Annotated in this window: 21 protein-coding genes; 13 read left to right on the top strand and 8 right to left on the bottom strand. The window is 60.1% G+C overall.

What is annotated here, in order from left to right:
- The first annotated feature begins 14 nt into the window (after positions 1-14).
- From ROSERS_RS06635 to ROSERS_RS06660, 6 genes are all read left to right on the top strand, one after another.
- Complete coding sequence (locus ROSERS_RS06635) at positions 15-1463, top strand: stage II sporulation protein M (protein WP_011956041.1); 1449 nt, start codon at positions 15-17, stop codon at positions 1461-1463.
- 84 nt (positions 1464-1547) lie between these two features.
- Entirely contained in the window at positions 1548-2882 is a 1335-nt protein-coding gene (gene ffh / locus ROSERS_RS06640) for a signal recognition particle protein (RefSeq protein ID WP_011956042.1), read from the top strand.
- Between the two features lie 29 nt (positions 2883-2911).
- On the top strand, positions 2912-3199 hold the full coding sequence (gene rpsP, locus ROSERS_RS06645; protein ID WP_011956043.1) for a 30S ribosomal protein S16: 288 nt from the start codon (positions 2912-2914) through the stop codon (positions 3197-3199).
- A 4-nt stretch (positions 3200-3203) separates the two neighbouring features.
- Positions 3204-3431, top strand: a complete 228-nt coding sequence (locus ROSERS_RS06650) for a KH domain-containing protein (protein ID WP_011956044.1) — start codon at positions 3204-3206, stop codon at positions 3429-3431.
- Between the two features lies 1 nt (position 3432).
- Positions 3433-3981, top strand: a complete 549-nt coding sequence (gene rimM, locus ROSERS_RS06655) for a ribosome maturation factor RimM (protein ID WP_011956045.1) — start codon at positions 3433-3435, stop codon at positions 3979-3981.
- A gap of 43 nt (positions 3982-4024) precedes the next feature.
- Complete coding sequence (locus ROSERS_RS06660; RefSeq protein ID WP_011956046.1) at positions 4025-4699, top strand: phosphatidylserine decarboxylase; 675 nt, start codon at positions 4025-4027, stop codon at positions 4697-4699.
- Here ROSERS_RS06660 and ROSERS_RS06665 read toward each other — a convergent pair.
- Positions 4655-5689 carry a glycosyltransferase gene (locus ROSERS_RS06665; RefSeq protein ID WP_041333169.1) on the bottom strand — a complete coding sequence of 345 codons (1035 nt, stop codon included), beginning with the start codon at positions 5687-5689 and terminating at the stop codon, positions 4655-4657. The genes ROSERS_RS06660 and ROSERS_RS06665 overlap by 45 nt on opposite strands.
- A 152-nt stretch (positions 5690-5841) precedes the next feature.
- On the opposite strand from ROSERS_RS06665, the gene ROSERS_RS06670 reads away from it, so the two are divergent.
- The gene (locus ROSERS_RS06670) at positions 5842-6606 is read left to right on the top strand and encodes an Rcas_1661 family thioredoxin-like (seleno)lipoprotein (RefSeq protein WP_011956048.1); all 765 of its coding nucleotides are present in this window, start codon (positions 5842-5844) and stop codon (positions 6604-6606) included.
- A 175-nt stretch (positions 6607-6781) separates the two neighbouring features.
- Here the strand turns inward: ROSERS_RS06670 and ROSERS_RS06675 are convergent, their stop codons facing one another.
- Positions 6782-7231 carry a Fur family transcriptional regulator gene (locus tag ROSERS_RS06675; RefSeq protein ID WP_011956049.1) on the bottom strand — a complete coding sequence of 150 codons (450 nt, stop codon included), beginning with the start codon at positions 7229-7231 and terminating at the stop codon, positions 6782-6784.
- 137 nt (positions 7232-7368) lie between these two features.
- Here ROSERS_RS06675 and ROSERS_RS06680 point away from each other — a divergent pair, with 137 nt between their 5' ends.
- The 5 genes from ROSERS_RS06680 (at position 7369) to ROSERS_RS06700 (ending at position 12114) form a co-directional block, all read left to right on the top strand.
- Complete coding sequence (locus ROSERS_RS06680; RefSeq protein ID WP_011956050.1) at positions 7369-8037, top strand: hypothetical protein; 669 nt, start codon at positions 7369-7371, stop codon at positions 8035-8037.
- Between the two features lie 65 nt (positions 8038-8102).
- Positions 8103-8828 (top strand): NUDIX hydrolase, encoded by a 726-nt coding sequence (locus tag ROSERS_RS06685; protein WP_011956051.1) that lies wholly within the window; start codon positions 8103-8105, stop codon positions 8826-8828.
- Positions 8829-8845: 17 nt separating this feature from the next.
- Positions 8846-9091 carry a hypothetical protein gene (locus tag ROSERS_RS06690; protein ID WP_011956052.1) on the top strand — a complete coding sequence of 82 codons (246 nt, stop codon included), beginning with the start codon at positions 8846-8848 and terminating at the stop codon, positions 9089-9091.
- 45 nt (positions 9092-9136) lie between these two features.
- Positions 9137-11620, top strand: a complete 2484-nt coding sequence (locus tag ROSERS_RS06695; RefSeq protein ID WP_011956053.1) for a penicillin acylase family protein — start codon at positions 9137-9139, stop codon at positions 11618-11620.
- The gene (locus ROSERS_RS06700) at positions 11617-12114 is read left to right on the top strand and encodes a DUF427 domain-containing protein (protein ID WP_011956054.1); all 498 of its coding nucleotides are present in this window, start codon (positions 11617-11619) and stop codon (positions 12112-12114) included. The genes ROSERS_RS06695 and ROSERS_RS06700 overlap by 4 nt, the downstream gene beginning before the upstream one ends.
- On the opposite strand, the gene ROSERS_RS06705 is transcribed toward ROSERS_RS06700, so the two are convergent.
- From ROSERS_RS06705 to ROSERS_RS06730, 6 genes are all read right to left on the bottom strand, one after another.
- Positions 12083-12976 carry a purine-nucleoside phosphorylase gene (locus tag ROSERS_RS06705; RefSeq protein ID WP_011956055.1) on the bottom strand — a complete coding sequence of 298 codons (894 nt, stop codon included), beginning with the start codon at positions 12974-12976 and terminating at the stop codon, positions 12083-12085. The two genes, ROSERS_RS06700 and ROSERS_RS06705, sit on opposite strands and share 32 nt — an antisense overlap.
- Before the next feature lie 13 nt (positions 12977-12989).
- Positions 12990-13688 (bottom strand): PH domain-containing protein, encoded by a 699-nt coding sequence (locus ROSERS_RS06710; RefSeq protein WP_041333172.1) that lies wholly within the window; start codon positions 13686-13688, stop codon positions 12990-12992.
- Entirely contained in the window at positions 13654-14505 is an 852-nt protein-coding gene (recO, locus tag ROSERS_RS06715) for a DNA repair protein RecO (protein WP_011956057.1), read from the bottom strand. Before recO ends, ROSERS_RS06710 begins: the two co-directional genes overlap by 35 nt.
- Before the next feature lie 96 nt (positions 14506-14601).
- Complete coding sequence (tgt, locus tag ROSERS_RS06720; RefSeq protein WP_011956058.1) at positions 14602-15804, bottom strand: tRNA guanosine(34) transglycosylase Tgt; 1203 nt, start codon at positions 15802-15804, stop codon at positions 14602-14604.
- Positions 15805-15922: 118 nt separating this feature from the next.
- Positions 15923-17569 (bottom strand): DUF5667 domain-containing protein, encoded by a 1647-nt coding sequence (locus tag ROSERS_RS27140; RefSeq protein ID WP_011956059.1) that lies wholly within the window; start codon positions 17567-17569, stop codon positions 15923-15925.
- A 22-nt stretch (positions 17570-17591) separates the two neighbouring features.
- Positions 17592-18188, bottom strand: a complete 597-nt coding sequence (locus tag ROSERS_RS06730; protein WP_011956060.1) for an RNA polymerase sigma factor — start codon at positions 18186-18188, stop codon at positions 17592-17594.
- Positions 18189-18588: 400 nt separating this feature from the next.
- On the opposite strand from ROSERS_RS06730, the gene ychF reads away from it, so the two are divergent.
- Positions 18589-19671, top strand: coding sequence for a redox-regulated ATPase YchF (ychF, locus tag ROSERS_RS06735; protein ID WP_011956061.1), 1083 nt, complete (start codon positions 18589-18591; stop codon positions 19669-19671).
- Positions 19672-19673: the final 2 nt, after the last annotated feature.

Genomic DNA, 19673 nt, shown 5'->3' on the forward strand with positions numbered 1-19673 from the left:
TCAGGAGTCACCTAATGAGCGCAGGCGCTGTTCGCACGATTGTTCGCCGTGAGGTCAATGACACGCTGACCGACTGGCGGATTCTTGTGCCGATCTTCATCCTTACCTTCGTGCTGCCGCAACTCTTGATCGCCGCGTCGAGCGTCGCCATCGACTTCGTGGGGGATCGCGGATCGGTTGTTCGCCTCATCCCATTCGCCATGCTGCTCGTCGGGTTCATTCCGGCATCGTTTTCGCTGATCACTGCACTGGAGTCGTTCGTTGGCGAGCGTGAACGCAACAGTCTCGAAGCGCTGCTGTCGATGCCGCTCTCCGACAATGCGCTCTATCTGGGAAAACTGATCTCTTCGCTCATTCCGCCGTTGATGTCGTCGCTCCTGGCGATGGCGATCTTCGGCATTTCGCTCCGCATCCGTGAACCTGATCTGTTCTTTGATGGACTCAACTTCGAGTATCTGGTCGTGGTGCTGCTCCTCATTCTGGCAAAATCGGTGGTCATGGTCGCTGGCGCAGTGATCATCTCCAGTCACACCACCAGCATTCGCGCTGCCAACCTGCTTGCCAGTTTCGTGCTGCTGCCAACAGCGGCGATCATCCAACTCGAGGCGCTCCTGATCATTGCGCGGCGCTGGGATGTGCTCTGGCTGGCGGTTGTCCTTCTGCTCGTGGTTGCTGCAGCGCTGACGCGCACCGGCATGGGAACATTCAACCGCGAAGAGATTCTGTCGCGCGAGCACGAACAGTTGAACCTGCGCCACATCGCCAGCACATTCCTGACGTTCCTGCGCGAGTATCGACCGGCAGGCACGCCGCCGGAAGCATACGTCGAACGCTCGTTTTCACTGCGCCGGTTCTACCTGCACGAATTGCCAGCCCTGCTGCGCGATTACCGCCTGCCAATCCTGGTCGCCCTCGTTGCGGCAATCGCCGGTGCACTGTGCGGACCGCTCCTCGGCGGCTTCTTCGACCGGATCGGTCAGTCACCGGGGCGCGTCGGCGTCACGCCGGAACCAAACCTGGCGCTTGGCATCTTTACCGGCATCGCCAACAGTGCGCGCCTGCTGATCACTGCGCTGCTGGCAACCTTTACCTTCGGCATCTTTTCGCTGATGGTGCCCTTCTTTGCGTTCGGCGGAATCGGCTATATCGCTGGTGCGCTTGCGGCAACTGGCGGCGACTGGATGACGCTCGGTTCGCACAGCCCGCTTCAGTTCGTGATTGGCTACGTCCTCCCCCACGGCGTCATTGAACTGCCTGCGGCGATTCTGGGCGCCGCTCTGGGCATCCGTATCGGCGCCGCCGTAATGGCGCCCCCTAAAGGATTCACCGTCGGGCAGAACATCCTGTGGTCGCTGGCGCAGTTCGCCAAAGTATGGCTGTTCGTCCTGCTGCCGATGTTCCTGCTGGCAGGGATTGTGCAGCAACAGATCACCGCACGCGTGCTGGCGGCGCTCTACGGATAATTTGACGCAGCGGCGGATTCTGACTACAATGTGATGGTTAGAGCGGTAGATCGCCGCTTTTTTGTGTGAAGTGCGGGTCGCGCCATGTTTGAAAGTCTCTCCGACCGATTGCAGGCGGTCTTTCAAAAACTCGGCGGGAAAGGCAAACTGACCGAGGACGACGTGCGCGAGGCGATGAAACAGGTGCGCATCGCGCTGCTCGAGGCGGATGTCAACCTCAAAGTGGTGCGCGATTTCGTCGCGCGCGTCACCGAAAAAGCGATCGGCGAAGAGGTTGCGAAAAGCCTGACGCCAGTCCAGCAGGTGATTAAGATCGTTCACCAGGAACTGATCGACCTGCTTGGACAGGCGAATGTGCCGCTCGCTGAAGCGCGTCCGGGTCCGACGGTCATCATGCTGATCGGTTTGCAGGGTTCCGGTAAGACGACCACCGCCGCCAAACTGGCGCTCTGGCTGCGCAAGAAAGGCAAACGACCGCTCCTGGTCGCCGCCGACATCTATCGCCCGGCAGCCATCACGCAACTCGAATCGCTGGGGCGTCAGCTGGGCATCCCGGTGCATGCGGAAGGCACACAGGTCAGCCCGCCGGAGATCGCGCGCCACGCGCTGCGCCGCGCCCGCGACGAAAACCTGACCCACGTTATCATCGATACCGCCGGTCGGCTTCAGATTGATGAGCCGCTCATGGCGGAACTGGAACAGATCAACGCCGCCGTCGACCCGGTCGAGCGGTTGCTGGTCGTCGATGCAATGATCGGTCAGGAGGCAGTGCGCGTTGCTGAGGAGTTCAACCGGCGCGTGGGACTGACCGGCGTCATCTTCACCAAGGTCGATGGCGATGCACGCGGCGGCGCCGCCCTGTCGGTGCGCGCCGTCACCGGCGTGCCGATCAAGTTCCTCGGTTCGGGCGAAAAGGTTGAAGCCAGCACGATCGAGCCGTTCCACCCGGACCGACTGGCGTCGCGCATTCTGGGCATGGGGGATGTGCTGTCGCTGATCGAGCGCGCCGAAGCGATCTACGACGAAGAGCAGGCGCGCAAAATGCAGAAGAAACTGGTCAAGGGGTCGTTCGACTTCGAGGACTTCCTGGTTTCGATGCAGCAGATGCGCAAACTCGGTCCGCTTCAGCAGATCCTGGGCATGATTCCGGGGCTGGACAAACTGGCGCGCGAGGAGATCATCACCGAAAAGGACTTGAAAAAGATCGAAGCGATCATCTTTTCGATGACGAAGGAAGAACGCCGCAACCCCGACCTGATCAAGGGTCGGCGCAAAGAGCGCATTGCGCGCGGTAGTGGCACACAGGTTCAGGAAGTGACGCAACTGGTCAATCAGTTCCGCCAGATGCAGCGGATGATGAAACGAATGGGCGGCAAAGGCGGTATCGATCCGCGCGAGTTGATGCGTCGGATGCGTTAGTCAACAGCAGTGGAGGAATAGTCAGCGCAATGGTTACAATTCGTCTCCGTCGGATGGGCAAAACCAAGCAACCAAGCTATCGCCTGGTCGTTGCCGATTCGCGCGCACCGCGCGATGGCAAGTTTATCGAGATCGTCGGGCATTACAATCCGGTGCGTCAGCCGAAAGAATTGCATGTGAAGGCTGATCGCGTGCGTTACTGGCTGAGCGTCGGCGCGCAGCCCTCAGAAACGGTCGTGCGCCTGCTGAAACAGGTCGGCGTGCTCGACGCCGACGGCAAACCAACGCCAACTGCAACGACACCGGTTGAAGGGTGAATCTATGAAAGCGTTGCTGGAATATCTGGCGACCAATCTGGTCGATCACCCCGAAGCAGTAACGATTAAGGAACGGACCGGACGCCATACGGTGACGTATCAGTTGACGGTTGCACCTGATGAGACGGGCAAAGTCATCGGGCGCAGCGGGCGGGTCGCCAAAGCTATCCGTGACCTGATGAGCGTGGCAGCGGCGCGGCGCCATAAGCGTGTTCACGTCGATATTGAATAGGATGATGGAAGAGCGACCTTCCGCTGATGAAGTGCTGTTAATCGGCAAGGTGATCGACGCATTTGGTCTGCGCGGCGAGATCAAAATTCGCGCGATAACCGATCAGGTCGATCACCTCCGCCGTCACGTGCGGACGGTCTTTCTGGGAGAAGAGCGTCGTCCGTTCACGTTGCAACGCGTTCACGAACCAAAGGCGGGGATCCTTATTCTTTCGTTGGGCGGCGTGACCGACCGGACGACCGCTGAAGCCCTGCGTGGCGCAGAAGTGACGATCCGTGAGTGCGACGCCGCGCCGCTCGACCAGGATGAGTATTTTATTCATCAACTGTACGGTCTGCGGGTGATTGAGAGCGGCGGCGGCGAAATTGGCGTCGTGCGCGAGGTGGTGCAGACCGGCGCGAATGATGTGATCGTTGTGGAACGCCAGGGGCGTTCCGATACGTTGCTGCCGATGATCCACGATGTGGTCGAGCGTCTCGATGTTGCAGCCGGGCAGATCGTGGTGCGTCTGCTGCCTGGCTTGATCGATGATGATAATCAGGAGGGTTGATCCCCTTAAACGTTGTCTCGAAGACCCGAAGGGTCTATCCGCCATGCTCGATAACCGCCTTGCACCTGACTCGTTACCGCGCATCCCCGGACTTGAACCGGTTGCCACGCCAATTGTGGGGTTGGGCGTCGGTCTGACAGGTATTCTGCTGCGTGTTCGTCCGCGCCTCGCGCCACTGCCGCTGGCGTTGACGGCGCTGACCGCGCTCGTCTGCCGCGACCCGGAACGCACAACACCCGATGACGCCGATGCGCTCTTCGCGCCAGCCGATGGCGTGGCGCTTGGCACAACCGAAGTCTACGAGCATCGCTTCCTGCATACCGATGCGATTCAGTTGACGATCGACGTCTCCCCTATCGATGTTGCAGTGCAAAGGAGTCCGGCTTCCGGCAGCATCGATTACCTCGAACATCAGGATGCCGATCCGTTGCTGTTCCGCGAACCGCGCGAAACGTACCGCCCTGAGCGGCTCTTTATCGGCATCTCGACAGGGTGGGGACCGCTGTTGCTCAGTGTGACGACACGCTTTCGCGGGCAGCGCGTGACGCCGCTGGTGCGATTGGGCGACCGGGTGCGCGCCGGTCAACGGTTGAGCCGTGTGCGCTTCGGCAGTCGGGTCGATCTGCTGGCGCCGCGTGACCTGATCGAGTGGCTTCCCGCTCCCGGCGCCCATCTACGCGCCGGGGTGTCGCTGATCGGACAGGTGGTGCTGCTGTAGCCCTTCTTTTCCATAACCGGCGACTGCGGCGCGCAACGATGCCGAGCGGAACCGCTGGATCACGCCAGCCGGATAGCCGACCATCTTGGCGCCATCCCCAACCAGACGGATGATCGGTATCAGGATCACGGCGCGGATCAGATCAGCGCCGCTCAGTGCCGGCGCGCGGCGATGGAGACGCCACAACGGCTTATGCACATACGCAGCGCCTCCCGCCGCGATGAGTGCCAGCATCCAGGGATGCCGCCAGCTTGCCAGCGCCAGGATCGTTGCCGCAGTGTAGGTTGTATAGCGAATGAGGTGGCGCCCGGTCCAGAGACCGGCAACTCCATCGCCGCGCGCATAGAAATAGTACTGCCGCGCAAATGCAGCGAGAGACGAGCGAGGACGGAAGAAGACAAGCGCATCGGGAGCGAACGCAAAGCGAAAACCGTGACGTCTGAGCGCCAGCGCGAACACCACATCTTCACAGTGATTCGCCCATTCAGGATACCCGCCGACCCGTTCCCACGCCTCGCGCCGGAAGGCGCACGACTTGCCGAACGGCAAAAAGCGCGCCGGATCGATCTCTTCAACGTCACGGTAGTTGGTGGCGCCAAGCGCAAGTTCGAACAGGCTGCGGGGTGCGGGACGAAAAAAACCGCCAACGACATCGGCGTCGCCGCTGCGAATCGGCGCAGTGATCCGTTCCAGCCAGTGCCGATCAAGCCGCAATCCGGCATCGGTGCACGCGATGATTGCGCCGCGTGCGTGGCGGATGGCGTTGTTGCGCCCTGAAGGAATATTGTCGCCGCCCCGTACCAGACGGATCGGCGCACCGGCTGCGATGTACCCGGCAACAATCTGCGGCGTCGCATCGCGGCTCTGACAGTCGTTGACAACGATCTCGTCCGGCGGCAACGACTGCGCCAGCATCGAGTCGATCAGGTCGGCAATATTGTCAGCCTCGTCGCGGACGGTGCACACCAGCGAAATACGAGGAGCATCCATGCCCGTCGGAACTCCGTTCATACACAGAGAGGAAACATTACGCACGTCCATCATACCAGATTGCGCCTGATGCGCCGATGGAGCGCTTTGAGCATCGTTCGCCGTGCGCGAGGGTGGCGCACGATGCGAAAGAACTAGCAGAAGGAACTGCCATGATCAGAACATACACGCTTCTCTTCCTGGCGGCGTCGCTCCTGATCGCAGCTTGCGGCAGCACAGCATCCGCCCCGCCGAATCCCGGAGCGCCGACGAGCGCCCCCGCTGCAGCGACTGCCCTGCCGAATCCCGGAGCGCCGACGAGCGCCCCCGCCGCAGCGACCGCCGCGCCATCGCTGGCTGCAACCGACGCCCCTGTGCCAGCGTCATCGGGTGAACTGGCATCATTGGAACGCGGACGTACACCGGAAGGATACCACTATCTGGGGAATCCCGACGCTCCGGTTACCATCCTGGAATTTTCGGATTTTCTCTGCACGGCATGCGCCTTCCACGTCGAAGAGACCGAACCGAAGATCATCGAGACATATGTGGCATCGGGGAAGGCGCGGATCGTGTATCGGCATCTCCTGCAACTGGGGGAAGAGTCGCTGCGCGCCGCAGAAGCGGCGGAGTGCGCCGGCGATCAGGGCAAATTCTGGGAGATGCGCGACGCCATCTACCGCAATCAGGTGGCACTCTACACAACTGGCGATTTCGACGCAGCACTGGCATACCTGGCGCAAACCGTCGATCTTGACTCGAACGAGTACAGTGTATGTATGCAATCACGCACGCATCGCGCCCGCATCGAAGCGGATTTTCGCGCAGCGCAGGATGCAGGCATACGCTCGCGTCCTGTCTTCGACATCAACGGACAACGCCTGGTTGGCGCGCGACCGTTCGAGGATTTTCAGGGGATCATCGATGCGTCGCAATAGTGAACAGACGTGAGCGGTACGCAGAAAGCAGGCGGTCATTCATTTCGGCGGGCGCCTGGCGTGATGCGCGAAGAGGGGCGACCGAAAGATAGTTCAGTCAACAATCGCCCGCCGAAATGTGTTCCATCGACATTGTTCGCAACCGGGGTGCATGCTCGACCAGCCTGATCCTGCCTTATTCGGATCGCTGGCACACCTGGCACAAACCATAGACCTCAAGCCAGTGACCTTCGACCTTGAAGTTCAACCGACGCGCCAGCCCACCCAGAAGCGTCTCAATATCACATCCTTCAAAGGCGATAACCGTCCCGCATTTGCGACAAATCATGTGATGCTGATGACCCTGTTCTACCGGAACATAGGCATGCTCATTTGCCACATGTGTCTCTTTCGAAGCGCTCCAGTGGACGCGCGAAAGCCATCCATCCTCAACCAGCAGATCGACCGTGCGGTAAATGGTCGCGCGCCCGATCGGACCAGACTCGCCGCCAAGATCGCGGAACAACTGCTCGGCGCTGAACGGTTGATTGTACTGCATGATCCGTTCCAGGATGGCACGACGTGGGGCGGTCACTCGATGTCCGTGTGCGCTCAGGTCTTTGAGCACATCTTCAGCCCACGACATAGCCGTATCCTCCTGTTCGTCAAACCAATTTCCGCGAGAACACCGGACGCAGTGCCTCTGCCCGGCACTCAGAACGGAAATGGTGTAAGATATATCCTTGATGTTCCATTATATCACTATTTAAACTGAGTGATCGTATGAACAATCCACCCCAACACCCATCGCTGCTGATCCCGCTGGTTATCATATGTCTCGGCATTAGCATAGCGTTGTTCGTCATTGGTGGGAACACACAAGTGACAGCACAACAGGGATACCCGGCGCCAGGCGCAACCGCGTCGCCGCCATCAGCATCGCCGCCATCAGCCTACCCGCCGCCAGCATCGCCGACTGCCGGACGCTCACCCATTGCCACCACCGCAGCGCCCCCAACGGTTCCTCCGGCGCCTGCCACAACAACCCCGACGATGCCGACAACCCCGACAGCGCCACCCACGATACGTCCAACGCTGACCATCGCGCCGCCGCCAACCCGCGCACCAACCATTGCGCCACAGTTCGCGCAGGTTGCCGAAGCGACGCCGACCGTGCCGGGCGCCCTGGAATGCGCCCCCGGTCGATTGATCACCATCAGCGGCGTTGCGCCGCCGCACGCGCCGCTGCTGATCTACTTCGGAAGTCGGATCGTCGGCGGCGGCAGCGCCCGTGCATCCGGCGACTTTGCGCTGCCATTGATCCCCGGCATGGAGCGGGCTGGAACGTATGAGGTAACGGTACGAATACGCGGCACAGGGCAGATCGTTCGCTCGGTGACGTGCACCGTCCCACCAACGACGCCGACGCCTGTGCTGCGTCGGTTACGATAACGAGGTACGATAACAAAGACGTTCATCACAAACGTCCGTACTTGCGTCTTGACAGGGTTCATGCTATGTTCTATCGTACAGCAGACGTGGAAGGAGCGGTACAGGCGGTGGATATCGCATACAATAATGAGCCCTGGGCGGGTTGGATCTATCTTGTCCGTCAGGCGCTCAACACCACCGTCTCCCTGCCAGACGATCAGTTGCTGCTGGTGCGCGATCTTGCCGGGCGCTCATTCCGCCCACGTGAGCCAGCGCCGGGCGTCATTCCACGGATTGGCGCCGTATTGATCGCCCTCTACCCCGATGGCGCCGATCTGCGTCTGTTGTTGACCGTGCGGAGCAACCATGTCGCCAGCCACCGGGGTGAAGTGTCTCTGCCGGGAGGCGCCACTGACCCGGACGATGCTGGACCGGTTACGACAGCATTGCGCGAATGCGCAGAAGAACTTGGCATCGCGCCTGATACGGTGACAGTGCTTGGAACCCTGACGCCAGTCTACATTCCGCCGAGCAATTTTCGTATTACACCGGTCGTGGGGGTGCTCAATGCACCGCCACGCCTGACGATCAACCACGATGAAGTCGAGCGGGTCATCACCGTTACCCTGCGCGAACTCCTCGACCCGGCGACAGTTATGGTGGAACACTGGAAGTTGCACGGTCACGATGTGCTCGTGCCATTTTTTGCCATCGCCGGTTACAAAGTATGGGGCGCAACCGCGCTCATTCTCAGCGAACTTGTAGCCCGGATGCGACACGCCAGAATCGCGTATAATGCAGAAGCATCCTGAGACAGAAGGAGCACACCATGACGCTTGATGAAGCCATTGCTGATCTGTCGCAGCGGATCAAGAACGTCAGTCCCGATGCCGTTCTCAAAGTGCAACGTCGTTCTGCTGAGGAAGCGGCGATACGCGCGTATGCGCCAGCCGACCACGAGGAAGCGATCCGATCGGCGACCCAGGAGATAACGCTGAAATTGCTCACCGAGGAAGGTCTCGACGTACAGGTGTTGGTCTACGACATTGCGACATCGTTGCCAAAGGAACAGTAGCGGGATGATTGAGTTGTTTGAGCAGTATGAGAAACAGGTGCTGGCATGATTTCACTTGGTCAGTTGGGGAAAGCTGCAGGTATCGTCATCGGTACAGCAGCGGGACTTGCTGGCGTCGGCGCGATTGCAGCGCTGCGCCGCCCGCTGCCGCGTACATCCGGCACGCTGCCGCTGCCGGGGTTAAAAGCCCCGGTCAAGGTGATTCGCGATCGCTGGGGTGTTCCGCATATCTACGCCGCCAATAGTGAAGACCTCTTCATGGCGCAGGGATATGTCCACGCGCAGGATCGTCTGTGGCAGATGGAGTTTCAGCGGCGTGCCGCGTCAGGTCAACTGGCGGAATTGTTTGGCACGGTGGCGCTCGACTCTGACCGGTTCATTCGGGTGTTGGGGTTTAGCCGGGTGGCGCAACGCGAAGCCGAGACGCTGGACGATGAGACACGCCGGTTGGTTGAGGCGTATGTCCGGGGAGTCAATGCGTTCATTGACCAGCACGTTGGCAATCTGCCGATTGAGTTTACGATTCTGCGGTTGCGCCCTCGTCCCTGGACGGTAGCGGATGTGATTGTGTGGGGCAAAATGATGGCGCTGCAACTCGCGCACAACTGGCGCGAGGAACTGGTGCGCGCGCGCCTGATTGCGACCGTTGGCGCGGAACGCGCCGCAGCGCTCGAACCACGCTACCCGGACGACCATCCGATCATCGTGCCGCCTGGAGTTCAGTACACGCGCACCATGGGGCAATCCGCCATTGATCGGGCGGATGCGGTTGCCCGCTTTTTCCCCGACGGCGCCGGGCAGGGGAGCAATTCGTGGGCTGTGGCGCCGCAGCGCGCCGCCGGTGGCGGAGCAATGCTCGCCAACGATCCCCACCTGGCGATCACCATGCCCTCGCTCTGGTACGAAAACCATTTGAGCGGCGGTGATTTCCACGTTACTGGCGCCAGCATTCCCGGCACACCCGGCGTGGTCATCGGGCATAATGAGCATATTGCCTGGGGCGTGACCAATACGCGCAACGATGTCCAGGACCTCTATCTGGAAAAATTCGATCCGACCGATCCGACCGGGTTGCGGTATGAGTATCAGGGGCAGTGGGAAACCGCCGAACTGGTGCGTGAGGAGATCGTCGTCCGCGGGCAGCGCGAGGTGGTAATCGAAGAGGTGCGCATCACACGTCACGGTCCGATTATCAACGCTCTGCTTCCCGATCAGAAACAGAGCGTATCGAACGGGCAGACGACGCACGCCGATCAACCGCTGGCGCTGCGCTGGACGGCGCTGACGCCGGGGCGCCTGCTGCGCGCTGTGTTTCGATTGAACCGCGCCCACGATTGGGACAGTTTTCGCGCGGCGCTGGTCGACTGGACCGTACCGCCGCAGAACTTCACCTATGCCGATGTGGAAGGGAATATTGGTTATGCCCTCGGCGGCGATATTCCGCTGCGTGCAAAAGGCGACGGTCGCCTGCCGGTTCCCGGATGGACGGGTGAGTACGAATGGGTCGGCGTTATCCCGCACGCCGAATTGCCCCACGTTCTGAACCCGCCGGAAGGATTTGTCGTCACCGCCAACAACCGCATTATCAGCGACTCGTATCCGCATCCATTTCCAGCAGAATGGATGAATGGCTACCGTGCCGCGCGCATTCGTCAGTTGATCGAACAGACACCCCGTCACGACGCAGAGTCGTTTGCACGCATTCACGCTGATGTGCGCAGCCTGCCTGGATTGGAACTGGCGTCGCTCGCCGGTCGTCTGCCTGCCGATGACCCGGTGGCGCAGCAGGCGCGTGATGCGCTTGCGACCTGGAATGGCGAATTGAGCGCCGATAGTGTCGGAGGCACGATCTATGCCCGGTTGCGCGAACGCCTGTTGACCACTGCCTGCGCTGATGCCGTCGATATGCTCAATCTGGTCGTCGGGTTGGGGGCGTTCGCATCGCTGCCGGGGCGTGATTTCGCTCATCGGATGTTCCCCGATCTCCTGCGCCGTCTGAGTGAACGTGATGATCGCTTCTTTGGCGAGCGCACGGCAGATGAAATTCTGGCTGCCGCCTGGAATGCGACCATCGCTGAACTGCGCGCCGAACTCGGCGACGATGTCAGCACCTGGCGGTATGGGCGCATCCATTCGCTGACGATTCGCCATCCGCTCGGTTCGTTGCCAGCGCTGGCGACGATCTTCAACCGCGGACCATTCCCGACCGGCGGCGATCTCGATACGGTCAATATGGGATTCCTGCCGCGCGAGTTCGCCGGTCCGCCTTTCTATGTCGCACCATCGTACCGCCAGATCTGCGACACTGCCGACTGGGATCGCAGTCAGAGCATTCAGCCAACCGGTCAGTCAGGGCATCCCGGCAGCCGTCACTACAGTGATTTTATCCAGCCATGGCTTAACGTGCAGTACCATCCGATGCCCTGGAGCCGCTCACGGGTCGAAGAGGTCGCTGCGTCACGAATGACCCTGCAACCAGCAGAGGAGCAGGAAGTCAGCGTCGGCGTTCAGGCAAGGAGTGCGCCATGAAACCGGTGCGTCGCATCCCGCCCGGTCCAGGGCAGGAGTCGGTCTGGGATTATCCGCGCCCGCCACGGGTCGAACCGACATCACGCCGCGTGCGGGTGGTGTTCGGCGGGGTGACTATCGCCGATACGCGCCGTGCGCTGCGCGTTCTGGAGACGAGTCATCCGCCGACATACTATATTCCGCCCGACGATATTCGAATGGAGTATCTGACGCCGACCGGCAAACGGTCATTCTGCGAATTCAAGGGATCAGCCGGATACTATACCGTTCAGGTCGGCGAGAAACGCGCCGACCACGCAGCATGGTCCTACGCTCGCCCATCACCCGGATACGAGGCAATTGCCGGATACGTGGCGTTCTATCCGAGCCGGATGGATGCCTGTTATGTCGATGATGAACAGGTCGTCGCGCAAGAGGGCGATTTCTACGGCGGCTGGATCACGTCGGATATTGTCGGACCGTTCAAAGGGGGACCGGGGACGTGGGGATGGTAGCAGCGCTGTCCATCCGTGCCAGGATGCCGCAGATCAGCGCGGTGAATGCCGGTCGCGCCGCATCACCGGCATCCAGCACTTCCTGATGACTGGCAGGCGGTCCGTCCGGCAACGCGAGGTTGGTAATCAACGACAGTCCCAGGCAGCGCATCCCCATATGCCGCGCCACAACGACTTCCGGCGCGGTAGACATTCCGACCGCGTCGGCGCCGAGTGCACGGCACATGCGTAACTCGGCGCTACTCTCGAATGCAGGACCGGAGAGCATCATGTAGACGCCTTCACGCAGCGCTATGCCCAATTCGGCTGCTACTGCGCGCGCCACTGCCTGTAACGTCGGGTCATATGCACCCACCATGGGCGGAAACCGCGGTCCCAGCCGATCATCGTTTGGTCCGCGCAGCGGGTGATGCCCGGCCAGCCCTGGCAGAAAAATATGATCGGTGATCAGCATCAGATCGCCCACACGCCAATCGGCGTGCAACCCGCCGGCTGCATTGGTTGCCAGTAGCGCGGTACACCCGAGGGCGTGCAACACGCGCACTGGAAATGTCACCTGTTGCATCGAGTGCCCCTCGTAAAAGTGGAAACGTCCGCGCATCACAGCAACTGGCTGCCCTGCCAGCAGACCGATCACCAACTCGCCGCGATGACCGACGACTGCGGGCTGCACAAAGCCGGGTATCTCCGTATAGGGTATGGTGACAGATTCGGTAACCGCATCTGCCAGGTCACCCAGCCCTGATCCGAGGATAAGCGCAATGCGCGGTTCGATAGGACTACGGGCGGCAATAATCGAACGCGCCTGTTCGATCCAGGCAAGAAGGTCGTTCACAATGCGTCCTTTATAATGTCCCGACATCACGAAAGCGATGTCATATTCGACTCAACAGTTCGCGTTTTTTCTCTTCGAACTCGTCCCGCGAAATCAAGCCGCGGTCGCGCATATCTGCCAGGCGCTGCAATGCATGTGAGATACGTTCAACGTTCGGGTCGCCAGCAAGGGCATCTTCCAGTTCAAGGTAGGCATCGATATCGTGCTGGTCGAGATAGGCATAACCGCGTTGCAGGTCGTGCTGCGCGTCACTCAGCGCGCGCTTGAGTCCATCAGGATTGGCAAGATGACGACACTGACAGATGCCGGACTCCGAAGCGGTGGTCATCTCAACATCGCCAAAGCCAAAGAGACGCCCCAACCAGCTCTGGCGGAACTCAACCTCGTTTATTTTCTCAATCGGCACATCGACCACTTCGATGTTGAAGATGCCCCGCAGCACAAGCACACGCCGATCGGTAACGACGTAGTGCGCATTCGACCAGCGCAGATAATCGAGCACAGCGCTGCCAAGAATAAGCAGGCTAATGATAACGCACACTATCAGCACCAGCACGCCCACTTCCATCCCGGCAAGGACTTTATCGGGAAAGGCAATCTGTGAGACGACGCCAGCCGCGATCAACACGCCAATCAGCGTGAGTTCGGTCACGATATTGCTGATCAAAACGAACACATGCTGCCGACCGATATAACGCACTCGTTCACCGCGCCCCAGGAGGGTCTCTATCGTTTTCATCGGTATCTCCCTGAGCGAAATAGCGCGTTGCGGATGAGCCGACAGATGCCGGACTGGAGGTGCGCAACATCTGTCGAACATCATCGAGAAACGCCAGCGAACGCGGATCGCGTTCCAGGATATGGCGCAGGTAAGCGCGCAACAACGATTCGGTTTCCGCGCGTGTAGCAGGTGATATGCGGAGTTCTCCGGAGATCTCCAGCGGTTGAGATTGAAGGTAGCGCAGCAGTTTGAATGCCGCCAGACTCATCGGCAATGCCAGGCGATCCACCCCGGCGCAATCGGGGCAGAGCGCCCCACCTGTTACCGGACTGAAACGATTGGTTGCTTCGGTCAGCACCGCACCGCACGCAGCGCATTCGTACAATTGCGGACGGTATCCAAGGGCATCAAGCAGATGCAGTTCATACGCGCGCAGCGTCAGATCGATTGCAGCGCCAGCATTGAGGGCGCGCAATGTGCCCAGCAAAATCGAAAAGGCACGTTTATTTTCGGCTTCTTCCTCGACCAGGCGATCAACGAGTTCAGCAGCATAGTACGCTGCGCCGATGCGTTCCAGATCGGTGCGCAGTCGCTCGAAGCGATCCAGCGGACTGCTCTGCGTCACAATGTGCAGATTACGCCCAATTGCCAGCATGAGCATTGTATGGGTGAACAGTTCGATATGCCCGGCCAGGCGACTATGTAGTTTGCGCGCACCTCTGGCGACAACGCGCTGTCTGCCCAGCGGCGTCAGTATCGTTACCAGACGATCCGCCTCACCTGCATCGGATCGCCGGATGATGATCGCTTCGGTACGGTAGACACGATCACGCAATGTCGTGACTCACCCTCCTAAACAACGGCGCAACGGTTATCGGCAGCGCCGGCAGATTATTATAGACCTTGCGCCGGGCGCCGGTCAATCATAACGTCAGATCCCCAGCCACTCCGCCCGTAGATGCGCAAAACGACCTTCGATAATACTCTGCCGGATGGTGCGCATCAATTTGAGCAGGAACGCGACATTGTGCAGGCTGACCAGTCGAATGCCGAGCAGTTCCTGCGCACGGAACAGGTGGTGAATATAGGCGCGCGAATAGCGGCGGCACGTATAGCAGTCACACCAGGCATCCAGCGGGGTCGGGTCGTCGCGCAGCGCAGCATTGGCGACATTCAATTTCCAGCGACGTTCCGCATCGCGCACCAGCGCCGTGCCATGGCGACCAAGGCGCGTTGGGCTGACGCAATCAAACATATCGATCCCGCGCGCCACGCATTCGATCAGGTCGTCCACATCACCAATACCTAACAGATGGCGCGGTAGATGATCAGGCATATGCGGCACGGTCATATCCACCACCTCGCGCATCTGCTGTTTGTTTTCGCCGAGCGACCCGCCAATACATAACCCATCGAACGGCAATTCGCGCAGATACTCGGCGCTTGCCCGTCGCAGATCGGGAAAGACCCCGCCATGAACGATGCCGAACAACGCCTGATACGGATTCGGCGGCACGAACGGCAACCCGCCTTCCTGCGTCGCCCGGTGGAACATCAGACAGCGTCGCTCCCAGGCGTGGGTGCGTTCCAGCGAACGCGCCGTATAATCGTAGCCGGCGTGAAACGGCGGCAACTCATCAAAGCAAAGGATAATATCAGCGCCAATGCCTTTCTGAATCTCGATACTGCGTTCAGGCGTAAACACATGCATGGAACCATCGATATACGATTTGAAAATCACGGCATCATCGGTGACTTTAACCATACCAGGCTGAACCTGTTGCGTCGGTCGCCGACCTTTGATCTCATCGGCAATACCGCCATACACCAGGCTAAACACCTGAAATCCGCCACTATCGGTCAGAATAGGACCGTCCCACCCCATAAAGTGGTGCAATCCACCCATACGGGCAATCAATTCGTGACCGGGTTGCAAGTAGAGATGATAGGTATTGCCAAGGATAATCTGTGCGCCGTGATTGCGCACTTCATCGGGTGTCAGCGATTTTATCGATCCCCGCGTGCCAACCGGCATAAAAACCGGCGTCTCGATCACTCCATGGGCAGTGGTGATGCGCCCTGCGCGGGCGCGACTATGCGGATCGCGCGCTTCGATATCGAATGCCAGTGTCATAAAAGAACCGTACCGTCAGCCAAAAGACGCTCCATTATACCAGTTCTGATCGTAAACAGGGAGCCTTCAACCACAAAGCGCATAGTACGAGGATGCAGCGCCCGTTCGACGAGCGTGCTTACAGATTGGCGCCATGTGCGCCTGCGTCATCTGGCGTTAGGGTCGGCATACCTGACGGCTCTGAACCCGCTGGTGTTGGCGTTAGAGTCGGCATACCTGACGGCTCTGAACCCGCTGGCGTCACCGTTGGTTGTCCCGCCTCATCAGTTGGTGTGATCGACGGGGTGGGTGGCAGCGTCTCAGTCGGCGTTGCGGTCGGCGCCGGGGGATCAGTCGGTGTTGCGGTCGGCGCTGGCGTCGGCGTTGCGGTCGGCGCTGGCGTCGGCGTTGCGGTCGGCGCTGGCGTCGGCGTTGCGGTCGGCGCTGGCGTCGGCGTTGCGGTCGGCGCCGGGGGATCAGTCGGTGTTGCAGTCGGCGCCGGGGGATCAGTCGGTGTTGCGGTCGGCGCCGACGTCGGGGTTATCGTTGGGCGTGGTGTCGCCGTTGGACGCGGCGGACGCGCTGTTGGCGGCGGTTGTGGCGTCGAACTGGCTGACGGCGGTTCGGTCGGTGGAACACGAGTCGCCGTCGGCGGTGGCGTTGCCGTTGGTGATGGCGTGTTGGTTGGCAGCGGCGTATTTGTCGGCGACGCCTCAGTTGGCGGCGCCGTCGGCGTCATTGTTGGTGGCGGGGGCGGCGTCGCCGTTGGTGATCGGGGCGCAGGCGTTGCAGTCGGCGCCGGGGCGTTGCTTGCGGTTGGCTCAATCTGACCGGGCGTCGGCGACGGGCGAGGCGGGCGACTGGTCGGCGGCGGTGTTGCGATAGGGGTGGCGGCATCGACCCGTTCAGGCTCGCGCCCGGTCTGAGGTGCAGCTTCCGGAGCCGTGATTTCCACAGTTGTCGGCGCTTCGACCGGCGTTGTCGGCGGCAATGAGGGTGCTGGCGACGCGGTCGCAATCGGAACCGGCGACGCTGTCGGTTCAATCACCGAGTCGATCTGCTCCTGGACGTTTTCGAGCAGCGGAGAGGCATCTGGAACTTTCGACGCAAGCCGCGACAGAGCAGTCCTCACCTCACCGAGGAGTGCAGTGATATCGACCGACACATCGACAACATCCATGTCGCGGCTTTCGATGACAGCGCCGCGGATGTGACTGCTGAGAAGGGCAAGCGGCTCCCTGAGCGCCTGTGGATCGATTGCCGCATCACTGGCGAGCATCTCATTAATTTCCAGAAGGCGGCGGCGGGCATAGGTGACGTGCAGTTTACTCCGCTGGACTGGATCGGACGTCATCGAAAGCGTCAGATCTTCCCGTGCCACTTTCCAGACATAGAGCGGGTCGCCCGGCAGACTTTGCGCCGACGCCGTGTCAACCGATGCAAGCAGAACCGTCACTGCCAGGGCGCCGACCAGGACACGTTGAACGGCAGCCTTGCGCAGCGGTTTGAGCAGATTGCGCCGGGCATGCCGACGCGCAAGCATCTGATCGGCAATTGCGGCAAACTCCTGCGCCCCGGTCGCCAGCCAGCGTTCCATTTCAGGCGGCAGCGGTTGCGTCACCTCTGCGCGTACCATCCCCGCAACACGCAACAGCGGTTCGAGCTCAACCGCCAGATGCGGGTACAGACTCAGGCACTCATCGATGTCGGCGCCGCGCAACAGGCGATCAAGAACGACATCGAGCGCCTCCATAAGCCCTATCTGCTGTTGGCTATGACGGATCATTGCTTTCCACACCGGGCGACCATCAGGCAACATCGGCGCTGCCCAGCGCCCTGGACATCAGTTGTTCGCCCGGTTCCTGTTCAAGTATGTGCTGAAGCGCCTGAATTGCGCGATGTTGGAGCGCCTTGACGGCGCCCTCGGTCTTCCCAATCGTCGCTGCGATTTCCTGGTTCGTCATATCGCCAAAGAACTTCATCATCAGCACGTGTTGCTGTTCGACCGTCAACTGAGCAATCGCATGCTGTAACGACAGACGCTCAAACAGTGATGCCACTGCGTCCTGCCCACGTGGATCGGTCACCTCGGTCGTATCGTCGAGTGATGATGCTGCAATCTGCCGCCGCCGCGCCTGACCGACCAGCACATTCCCGGCTATCGTATACAACCACCCCAAAAACAGTTTTTCTCCGCGATACTGCAACCCGCCAATCCCTTTGATGACGCGAATAAACACTTCCTGGGTCAGATCCTGCGCCAGTTCCGGCTCGCGTGTGCGCACATACATGTAGCGCAGGATACATTTCGCATACCGTGTATACAACTCACCGAACGCTGCTGCATCGCCCGCCTGAGCGCGGGCAATGAGGGCTGGCAGTTCAGCGTTTGTATCAGCAACCATATTCCTGGATCACACGGTAGTTCTCGCCGGTGGTAAGAACAGGTTGCCTATTCAATACCAACGCGACGAAGCGGCTGGAAGTTACGCGCATACGTCCGGTGCAATAACGAAAATTTCATCTTTGTAGTAATGCGCACTTCCTATTATAGTCGAACCGCAGGCGGGAAGAAAGGCATCAGTTCGTAAAGGTTTGGTCAAAGTCCTGCTCAGATAGAAGCGTTCTCTACTACCATGTGTCACATTGATCCTGCTAAGAGCACGAGAACGATGTCCTGACGCAGACGTAAACTGCTCCGAGCATCGGGGCGTCGCTCCTGCTTGCCGCGACGGGGCAGGTATACTATACTGATGCGGGGAAAAGACACAACGCGCGGCAGCAGTCGCGCAGGCGGCGCTATCCATGAAAATTGCGATTATCGGTCTTGCCAACAGCGGTAAAACGACGGTTTTCAACGCGCTGACCGGCGGCACAGCAGAAACGACAGTCTATAGTTCCGGTCAGTTGACTCCGAACCTGGCGACGGTGAAGGTTCCCGACTCGCGCCTGGAGGTTCTGGCGCGCATGTTCAATCCGAAGAAAGTAACCTATGCCGATGTGCAGTACATCGACATTGGCGGGTTGAGCAGCGGCGCACGGGAAAGTGGCGGATTGCCTCCGGTAGTGCTCAATTACATCAGCGGCGCCGATGCGCTGCTCCACGTCGTGCGTGCGTTTCAGGACGAACGGGTGCCGCATCCGGATGGCAGCGTTGATGTGCAACGCGACATCGAAGCGGTCGATCTGGAACTCGCGTTTTCCGATCTGGCGATTATCGAGCGCCGCCTGGCGCGTTTGAATGCCGAGATTGGCAAGATGTCGGCAAAAGAGCGCGAGAATCGTCTGATCGAACGCGATGCGCTGGTGCGCATTCAGTCTGCGCTGGAGAGCGGCACACCTATCCGCGACATCGATCTGAGCAGTGAGGAAGAGCGTCTGCTGCGCGGGTATCAGTTTCTCACCGCCAAGCCGTTGCTCCTTGCAATCAATATCGGCGAAGATCAACTGACGAATCCGCCGACGATCCGCTACGATCATCGCCGTAGCGGGGTAGCAACGCTCTGCGGTAAAATCGAGGCTGAACTTGCCCAACTCGATGACGACGAAGCCCGCGCGTTTATGGACGATCTTGGCATCACCGAACCAGCGCGCAACCGGGTGATCGAACTCTCCTACGAACTGCTTGGTCTCATCAGTTTCCTCACCGCCGGTCCTGATGAGGTGCGCGCCTGGACGATCCGCCGCGGGACACCAGCAGTCGAAGCCGCTGGCGTCATTCATTCCGATATTCAGCGCGGCTTCATCCGCGCCGAAGTCGTCGCTTACGATGATCTGGTGCGCGCTGGCAGCATGGCAGAAGCCCGAAAGCACGGTCATGTGCGTATGGAGGGGAAGCAGTACCTCGTGCAGGACGGCGATGTGTGCCATTTTCTGTTCAACATCTGACG

The organism is Roseiflexus sp. RS-1 (genome assembly GCF_000016665.1).
Taxonomy (GTDB): domain Bacteria; phylum Chloroflexota; class Chloroflexia; order Chloroflexales; family Roseiflexaceae; genus Roseiflexus.

What these genes read in the sequence shown, in the direction of transcription:
- ROSERS_RS06635 (WP_011956041.1), top strand. Translation starts at nt 15, where the DNA reads ATGAGCGCAGGCGCTGTTCGCACGATTGTTCGCCGTGAGGTCAATGAC.
- ffh (WP_011956042.1), top strand. Translation starts at nt 1,548, where the DNA reads ATGTTTGAAAGTCTCTCCGACCGATTGCAGGCGGTCTTTCAAAAACTC.
- rpsP (WP_011956043.1), top strand. Translation starts at nt 2,912, where the DNA reads ATGGTTACAATTCGTCTCCGTCGGATGGGCAAAACCAAGCAACCAAGC.
- ROSERS_RS06650 (WP_011956044.1), top strand. Translation starts at nt 3,204, where the DNA reads ATGAAAGCGTTGCTGGAATATCTGGCGACCAATCTGGTCGATCACCCC.
- rimM (WP_011956045.1), top strand. Translation starts at nt 3,433, where the DNA reads ATGATGGAAGAGCGACCTTCCGCTGATGAAGTGCTGTTAATCGGCAAG.
- ROSERS_RS06660 (WP_011956046.1), top strand. Translation starts at nt 4,025, where the DNA reads ATGCTCGATAACCGCCTTGCACCTGACTCGTTACCGCGCATCCCCGGA.
- ROSERS_RS06665 (WP_041333169.1), bottom strand. Translation starts at nt 5,689, where the DNA reads ATGGATGCTCCTCGTATTTCGCTGGTGTGCACCGTCCGCGACGAGGCT.
- ROSERS_RS06670 (WP_011956048.1), top strand. Translation starts at nt 5,842, where the DNA reads ATGATCAGAACATACACGCTTCTCTTCCTGGCGGCGTCGCTCCTGATC.
- ROSERS_RS06675 (WP_011956049.1), bottom strand. Translation starts at nt 7,231, where the DNA reads ATGTCGTGGGCTGAAGATGTGCTCAAAGACCTGAGCGCACACGGACAT.
- ROSERS_RS06680 (WP_011956050.1), top strand. Translation starts at nt 7,369, where the DNA reads ATGAACAATCCACCCCAACACCCATCGCTGCTGATCCCGCTGGTTATC.
- ROSERS_RS06685 (WP_011956051.1), top strand. Translation starts at nt 8,103, where the DNA reads ATGTTCTATCGTACAGCAGACGTGGAAGGAGCGGTACAGGCGGTGGAT.
- ROSERS_RS06690 (WP_011956052.1), top strand. Translation starts at nt 8,846, where the DNA reads ATGACGCTTGATGAAGCCATTGCTGATCTGTCGCAGCGGATCAAGAAC.
- ROSERS_RS06695 (WP_011956053.1), top strand. Translation starts at nt 9,137, where the DNA reads ATGATTTCACTTGGTCAGTTGGGGAAAGCTGCAGGTATCGTCATCGGT.
- ROSERS_RS06700 (WP_011956054.1), top strand. Translation starts at nt 11,617, where the DNA reads ATGAAACCGGTGCGTCGCATCCCGCCCGGTCCAGGGCAGGAGTCGGTC.
- ROSERS_RS06705 (WP_011956055.1), bottom strand. Translation starts at nt 12,976, where the DNA reads ATGTCGGGACATTATAAAGGACGCATTGTGAACGACCTTCTTGCCTGG.
- ROSERS_RS06710 (WP_041333172.1), bottom strand. Translation starts at nt 13,688, where the DNA reads ATGAAAACGATAGAGACCCTCCTGGGGCGCGGTGAACGAGTGCGTTAT.
- tgt (WP_011956058.1), bottom strand. Translation starts at nt 15,804, where the DNA reads ATGACACTGGCATTCGATATCGAAGCGCGCGATCCGCATAGTCGCGCC.
- ROSERS_RS27140 (WP_011956059.1), bottom strand. Translation starts at nt 17,569, where the DNA reads ATGATCCGTCATAGCCAACAGCAGATAGGGCTTATGGAGGCGCTCGAT.
- ROSERS_RS06730 (WP_011956060.1), bottom strand. Translation starts at nt 18,188, where the DNA reads ATGGTTGCTGATACAAACGCTGAACTGCCAGCCCTCATTGCCCGCGCT.
- ychF (WP_011956061.1), top strand. Translation starts at nt 18,589, where the DNA reads ATGAAAATTGCGATTATCGGTCTTGCCAACAGCGGTAAAACGACGGTT.